This window comes from Mycobacterium sp., assembly GCF_035499775.1.
GTDB lineage: Bacteria > Actinomycetota > Actinomycetes > Mycobacteriales > Mycobacteriaceae > Mycobacterium.
Map to the genome: position 1 here is coordinate 1 of NZ_DATJYB010000497.1, position 7,025 is coordinate 7,025.

The 7,025-nt window shown below is 68.4% G+C and carries 7 protein-coding genes; 1 reads left to right on the forward strand and 6 read right to left on the reverse strand.

Translation table 11 applies throughout. The features are described 5' to 3' along the window. Positions 1 to 818, reverse strand: an 818-nt coding sequence (locus VML93_RS30520; protein WP_325616301.1) for an RDD family protein, incomplete at its 3' end; no start/stop codon positions are given. A 50-nt stretch (positions 819 to 868) separates the two neighbouring features. Between VML93_RS30520 and VML93_RS30525 the strand changes: the two genes are divergently transcribed. Next, positions 869 to 1,861, forward strand: coding sequence for a stage II sporulation protein M (locus VML93_RS30525; RefSeq protein WP_325616302.1), 993 nt, complete (start codon positions 869 to 871; stop codon positions 1,859 to 1,861). Positions 1,862 to 1,915: 54 nt separating this feature from the next. On the opposite strand, the gene VML93_RS30530 is transcribed toward VML93_RS30525, so the two are convergent. The 5 genes from VML93_RS30530 to VML93_RS30550 form a co-directional block, all read right to left on the reverse strand. Continuing rightward, entirely contained in the window at positions 1,916 to 3,238 is a 1,323-nt protein-coding gene (locus VML93_RS30530; protein WP_325616303.1) for a DUF58 domain-containing protein, read from the reverse strand. Further along, on the reverse strand, positions 3,238 to 4,158 hold the full coding sequence (locus tag VML93_RS30535) for a MoxR family ATPase (RefSeq protein WP_325616310.1): 921 nt from the start codon (positions 4,156 to 4,158) through the stop codon (positions 3,238 to 3,240). The genes VML93_RS30530 and VML93_RS30535 overlap by 1 nt, the downstream gene beginning before the upstream one ends. Before the next feature lie 80 nt (positions 4,159 to 4,238). After that, positions 4,239 to 5,411 (reverse strand): DUF4350 domain-containing protein, encoded by a 1,173-nt coding sequence (locus VML93_RS30540; RefSeq protein WP_414686491.1) that lies wholly within the window; start codon positions 5,409 to 5,411, stop codon positions 4,239 to 4,241. After that, positions 5,393 to 6,046, reverse strand: coding sequence for a DUF4129 domain-containing protein (locus VML93_RS30545; RefSeq protein ID WP_325616306.1), 654 nt, complete (start codon positions 6,044 to 6,046; stop codon positions 5,393 to 5,395). Before VML93_RS30545 ends, VML93_RS30540 begins: the two co-directional genes overlap by 19 nt. 14 nt (positions 6,047 to 6,060) lie before the next feature. Next, positions 6,061 to 7,025: hypothetical protein (locus VML93_RS30550; protein ID WP_325616308.1), on the reverse strand; the 965-nt coding region annotated here is incomplete at its 5' end.

The following is a 7,025-nucleotide window of genomic DNA, read 5'->3' on the forward strand; positions in this document are numbered from 1 at the left end:
GGCCAGGCGCCGGGAGGTGGCAGGGGTGCCGGCCCGGGAGGCGGAAATGGCGCGGGTGCCGCTGGTGGCGCGGGCCTCATCGAATGCAGCCGTGCCAACTCGCGACGGTGGCGTTCGGCGAGCACGGCGGCAAGCACCAACTGCGGTGGGGTACCGGGTGGCGGCGGCGGGGCGATGTGGGAGACCACGTCGCCGGCGATCCGGTAGGCCATCTGGTCTCGCAGCCTGGGATCGAGTTCTGCTGCCCGGGAAAGGAATTGGCGTGCCACCTCGGCCTGGCCGGGGCTCAGGCCGGACAGCTGCAGCGACGAGGCCCACCACGCCAGCTGCGGTGGCATCATCGGCGGCGGCGCCATCCGGGGTCCGCGCTCGTTGACCACGATGGTGCCCGCGAAGATATCCCCGATGCGCTTGGCCTTCGGCGAGAGCATGCTGCAGATCACCGCGGGGCTGCCGACCAGCATCCATATCTCCACCACCGACGCCAACGCTCGAAACAGCGCCTGCCGGAAGCGTTCTGGGCCGCCGTCGTCGGACACCACCCGCAGCCCCATCGCCATCTTGCCCAACGACCGGCCACGCGTAGCGGTCTCCATCCCCAACGGATATCCGACCATCACCAGCACCGTGAAGATGAGCAGGATGGCGGCAGCCCACGCGCTGTCGAACTGAGTCAGGGTGAGCGCCCACAGCACCGCGCCGATGATGTAGGCGACGACCATCGCCAACAGATCGATCACCGCGCTCACGACTCGTACCGGCAACTGGGCGATCTGCACGTCCAGCACCACGGCATCGCCGGTCACCACCTCCGACATAACACCGAACGGTACATGGTGAGGCTGGGTGCTTGAGTAGGCTGCGCAGGGTGGATGTCGACGCATTTGTGCTGACTCACCGCAGTACCTGGGAGCGGCTCGACCAGTTGATCAAGAGACGTCGGTCGCTGAACGGCGCCGAAGTCGACGAACTCGTCGAGCTCTATCAGCGGGTGTCCACGCATCTGTCGATGCTGCGGTCGGCGTCGTCCGACTCGTTGCTCGTCGGGCGGCTGTCCAGCCTGGTCGCGCGCGCACGCGCCGCGGTCACCGGCGCACACGCGCCGCTGACCAGCACGTTCACCCGTTTCTGGACGGTGTCATTCCCCGTGGTGGCCTACCGCTCGTGGCGCTGGTGGCTGGCGACGGCGGTGGTGTTCTTCGCCGTCGTGACGGTGATCGGTTTCTGGGTAGCCGGTAATCCCGAGGTGCAGGCCGCCGTCGGAACGCCAAGCGAAATCGACGAATTGGTCAACCACGACGTCGAGTCGTACTACAGCGAGCACCCCGCCGCGGCGTTCGCGCTGCACGTCTGGCTGAACAACTCGTGGGTGGCCGCCAGGTGCATCGCGTTCGCGGTTGTCCTGGGACTGCCGATCCCGTTGCTGCTGTTCAACAACGCCGCCAACGTGGGCGTCATCGCCGGCCTGATGTTCCAGGCCGGCAAGGGCGGCCTGCTGCTGGGCCTGCTCCTTCCGCATGGACTGCTGGAGCTGACGGCGGTGTTCCTGGCCGCGGCGGTCGGGATGCGGCTGGGGTGGTCGGTGATATCGCCGGGCGACCGGCCGCGCGGACAGGTCCTCGCCGAGCAGGGCCGTGGGGTGGTGTCGGTCGCTGTCGGGTTGGTGGCCGTGTTACTGGTCGCCGGGTTGATCGAAGCGATGGTGACACCGTCGCCGTTGCCGACATTCCTTCGGGTGGGTATCGGAGTCGCCGTCGAGGTGGCGTTCTTGTGGTACGTCGTGTACTTCGGCCGGCGCGCGGTCAAGGCCGGGGAGACCGGCGATATCGATGACGCGCCCGACGTAGTCCCGACCCGCTAAAGCAGATTGCTCGTCTCCTCCTCAGGCCGCTGCGCGCCCTGCATCGTCGCCGAGCTAAAGCCGCCCGGTGGCTTTCATCGCCAGATAGCGGTCGGCGAGCGCGGGCGCGATATCGGTGGGAGGTGCGTCGACGACTTCCACCCCGCTGCGGCGCAGTCGCGAGGCGATCGCACGGCGGTCGTTGCGGGACCGTTCCGCGGCCGCCGCGTCGTACACCGCGGCCGGATCCGTACGCGCGACCGCCATCTCGTCGACCCGCGGGTCGGCGACCGCCGCGATCAACACGTGGTGTTTGCCCGACAACTGCGGCAGAACGGGCAGCAGGCCCTCGTCGAGAGCGGTCGCGTTCAGGTCGGTCAACAGCACCACCAGCGACCGTCGCCGGGTGCGCCGCGAAATCGCGGCCACCATTGCGCGCCAATCAGATTCGACAAGCGCGGGTTGCAGCGGGGCCATGGCATTGACCAGCTGGGCGAGCAGTTCGGTGCGTGACGCGCCAAATACGCCGGCCCGGGTCAACCGGTCGTGCGCGAGGAAGTCGACGTTGTCGCCGGCCCGCGACGCGAGGGCGGCCAGCAGCAGCGCGGCGTCCATCGACCAGTCCAGTCGCGGCCATCCCGCCGGGTCGGCCGCAGTCGGGTCGACGCCGACGCGGCCCGCCGCCATGCGGCCGGTATCGACCACGATCACCACCCGCCGGTCGCGTTCGGGTCGCCAGGTACGGACCAGGACGTCGGCTCGGCGCGCGCTTGCCCGCCAGTCGATCGAGCGCACGTCGTCGCCGACGACGTACTCGCGCAGCGAATCGAATTCGGTGCCCTGACCGCGTATCAGCGTCGGCAGCAGCCCTTCGATCTGCTGCAGCTTGGCGAGCCGCGACGGCAGGTGCTTGCGGGACAGGAACGGCGGCAGCACGCGGACCTGACCGGGCACCTGTTGCGAACGCTGCCGTCCCGCCAACCCCAACGGCCCGATCGATCGGGCGGTGACCGCGGCGGCGCGCTGGTCGCCGCGACGGATCGGCCGCAGCCTGGTGTCGACGTGCTCGCGCTGCCCGGCGGGGATGACGACGGCGTGGGTGCGCGGCTCGGCGCGGGTGCTGGGCGGCCAGGCATCGCGGATCTGGCCGCGGAAACGACGGCGCCCGTCGTTGTGGACCAGCAGGCCGACGGTCACCGGCTGGGCCAGTCGCACCGAGCTGTCCGGCGAGCGGGTATAGCGCAGTCTGCGGGTGCTCGCCGCCAATCCGACATCGACGGCCACCAGTATCGCCAGCGCCACCAGCAGCGTGACGAAAGCCTTTGCCGGCCAGGGTGACAGCGTGATCGGCAGGACACAGATCAGCGCCACCAACCCGGTGCGCCCGGTCAGGATCACTAGCGGGGCACCGGGACCGACGCCAAAATTCCCTCCAGCACACCGTCGGGTGTGGCGCCCTCCAGTTCGGCTTCGGGGCGCAACATCACCCGGTGTCGTAGCGTCGGGCGGGCCATCGCCTTCACGTCGTCGGGAGTGATGTAGTTGCGGCCGGACAACCACGCCCAGGACCGGGCGGTGCCGAGCAGCGCGGTGGCCCCACGCGGCGACACCCCCAGCTGCAGCGCGGGGGAGGAACGGGTGGCCCCGACGATATCGACGATGTAGCCCAGCACCTCATCGGCGACCAGGACCTGGCGTACCGCCTCCCGGGCCGCCGCCAGCTCGGCCGGCCCGGCCACCGCTCTGATCGCGGACAGATCGCGGGGATCGAATCCGTGCGCGTGCCGGTTGAGGATGGCGATTTCGGCGTCCCGTGGCGGCAGCGTCACATTCAGCTTGAGTAAAAAGCGGTCGAGTTGGGCTTCGGGCAGCTGGTAGGTGCCTTCGTATTCGATCGGGTTCTGGGTGGCGGCGACGATGAACGGATCGGGCAGCGGTCTGGGCTCGCCGTCCACGCTGACCTGACGCTCCTCCATCGCCTCGAGCAGTGCCGCCTGGGTTTTCGGCGGGGTGCGGTTGATCTCGTCGGCCAGCAGCAGATTGGTGAACACCGGACCCGGCCGGAAGGTGAAGGCGGCGGTGCGCGTGTCGTAGACCAGCGAACCGGTGACATCGCCGGGCATCAGGTCGGGGGTGAACTGCACGCGCTTGAATTCCAGCTGCAGCGCCGCGGACAGCGACCGCACCAGCAGTGTTTTGGCCACTCCCGGAACACCTTCCAGCAGCACGTGACCGCGACACAGCAGCGCGATCACCAAACCACTGATCACCCCGTCCTGGCCGACGACGGCCTTGGCGATCTCGGCGCGAAGCGCCATGAGTGCGCCGCGCGCCGATTCAGCCAGCGGGGCCTGGGCTTGGGGCGTGGAGGAGGCTTGGGGCGCGGAAGAATACTGTGTCACGAGTGAGTGACCTGCCTTTCGATCTCGTCGAGCGCACGGGCAAGTTGTAGCAGGTCGTGGTCGGTTGCCGGGACGGGGCCGAACAGTTGGTAAGAGACGTATCGCTCGTCGGCTCCGCTACGCGCGGCGACGGCCGACACCACAGCGGGCGCCGGCGCATTGGGGCCCAGGCCGATTCGGGGCAGCAGCCGCTGCAGTGTCGCGGTGCGCAACGCCTCGGCGGCTCGATCGCGCGCCCGGCGCGATCTGTACAACCGGCCGCGGCCCTCGACGGTCTCCGATGCGCGCACCACGACGGGCAACTCCTCGGCCACCAGGGGACCGATCCGGCGGCCCTTCCACAGGGCGACCAGGAGCACCACCAGCCACAGTTGCCAGATCATCCAGCTCACATTGTCCGGAATCAAGTCGGAAAGTGATGTGGGGGAGGACCTTTCACCCTCGACCTGGTCCGGCGCGAACCAGATGAGCCGGGCCCGGGCGCCCGCGAGGTTCATCGCCAGCGCGGCGTTTCCCTCCTGCAACAGGTTCTCGTTGGTCATGAAGTCGGAGCTGCCCACCACGGTGGTGGTGTGGTCACCGTCGCGATAGCGGACCAACATCCCGCCGTAGCAGCGGGTCACTTCGCGGCCGTCTTTGAACCGGTAGGCGGTGCTTGCTCCGAATTGTACTGAACCGGCCCGAACCGCCTCCCGCAGAGTGCAATTCGGGTCGCTGTTGAATTCGGTGCCGGGCGCCAGGTGTAGACCCGGCGACAGCGCCTCGCGGGTTCGCGAGGTCGGCTCCACCAGGAGCCGGTCGCCGGGCAGGCTCGCCAGCCGTTCCAGCAGCGTGCGGTCGGCCAAGTACTGGCTCTGCGCGACCAGGATCAGCGTGTCAGGGCGCGCCGCCCGTTCGACGTCGCCGACGCGGTGGGCCACGATGACCTCGACGCCGCCGTCACGCAACAGTGTCACCAGCGCGTGGGCGCCGTTGGGGCTGGTGGATTCGGCATCCATCCGGCCGCCGGGCCGCGGTGCGGTCAAATAGGCGCCGATCGCGCCCACCACCGCGAAGAGGACGACAATGAGCAACACCGTGCGCCACAACCGCCAGCGCCGCTTGGCCGTACCGGTCGCGGGTGCGGGAGGTGGTCCCGAAGCGGTTGCCGTCACCGGATCTGCGCCCATGAGTCGGCCGGGGCATGGTGCGCGGCCGCCGGTGAGGCGACAGTCGATCGCGACCGAAGGTGGTCGTCGAGATCGGCGATCATCTGGTAGGCGGCCGGGGTTCCGGGCTGCTCGCCGTAGGTGACGTCGTTGAACGCCGTTGCCGCTTGCGATAATTCGTCCGCCAGGTGCGGCAGCGCGACGCCGGCGTCGCGGGCCAGCTCGTTGGCGGTGCGGCCCGGGGTCGGGTTGAGCACGCCGGCCTCTTCCAGCTCGCGGGCCACCGCGCGCAGCCGGTGCCGAATCGCTGCGGCCCAATTCCCTTCCGCCGCATAGCCTTCAGCGGTGGCACGATGCTGGGCCGCGGTGAGCTGGGTGGCTTCGAACAACTGGGAGTCGCCGCGGCGGTTGGTGCGCAGTGTCTTCCGCGCGACGTGTACGGCGATCACCACGGCGACCGCCAGCAGGATGAGCAACACCGTGGTGGTGAACCAGCCGCCTGGTACGTGCGAACTCGCCTCCAACATCCGGTACAAGATGTGGTTGATCCAATGGCCCACCTTTTCGCCCAACGATGGGTGCGGGTAGATCGGTTTGTTGAGCTCGTCCTGCGCGAGCTGATGTGCACCATCGCGGTCGATGTCGATCGAAGGCATGGTCAGTCAGTTCCTCAAACCGGCCGGGTCAGCCACAGGTTGTCGGTGGACTCGCCGGGGGTGGGCCCGCCCGCGGCCCCGCTCTGCAGCACCAGGTCGAACGCCTCCGCGCGCATCCGGCGGTCGGTGTAGAGCAGCACGGTGACTCCCGCGCTGAACGGCGAGGTGACGATCTGGCCCAACGCCGTGCCGATGGACGAGATGGTGGTGGCGAGGATCACCATGCCGATCGACGATGGCTTGATCAGCATTATCTGGCCAGCGAAGGCGAACGGTGCCCCGACCGCCCCGGCGATAATGCTCGTCACCAGATAGGTCAGCAGCCAGATCCCGAACACTCGCCAGAAGCTGTTTCGGATCAGCGCGAAGGACCTGCTGATGGCATCGAAGACGGGAAGCCTCTCCAGCACGATCAGCACCGGAGCGAACAACAGCGCGATGTACAGGTAGATCAACAGTGCGATCACGATGAAGAACAGCGCGAGAATCACCAGGATGGACACCGCTACATTGCCGATGGCGACCACGCCGGCGATGATCACCACCACCAGCCCGCCAAGAGCCGCCACAGCGGCCCCTTCCAGCAGCGACAGGCCGAGCAAGGCCAGCAGCCGGCCACGAATCCTGGCCCACGCTTCACCAATGGTGATCGGCGACCCGAACACCGCCCGCCCGATGATGACGGTCAGCATGCCGGACAACAGCATGCTGCCCAGCCAGACGACCAGAAGACGGGCGACGAGACCCAGCATCACGCTGCCCGCGGTGGCCGCGGAAAGTGCCGTCTTCGGATCGGAGCCCATCCGGGTGGCGGCCGCCAACGGTCCCAGTGTGGCGGCGGTGGTGATGATCTGCATGACCAACACCACCGCGGCCGTCAGTCCGAGCGTCGCCTTCGGATTGGCCCGGATGTAGCCGACGGCTCCATTGAAGATGTCGCTGAGGCCCAATGGTCGCAGTGGGATGATCCCGGGTTTGG

Coding starts and splice junctions, on each gene's coding strand:
- VML93_RS30535 (WP_325616310.1), bottom strand. CDS start 4,158: ATGGCGCTTCGCGCCGAGATCGCCAAGGCCGTCGTCGGCCAGGACGGG.
- VML93_RS30540 (WP_414686491.1), bottom strand. CDS start 5,411: ATGGGCGCAGATCCGGTGACGGCAACCGCTTCGGGACCACCTCCCGCA.
- VML93_RS30545 (WP_325616306.1), bottom strand. CDS start 6,046: ATGCCTTCGATCGACATCGACCGCGATGGTGCACATCAGCTCGCGCAG.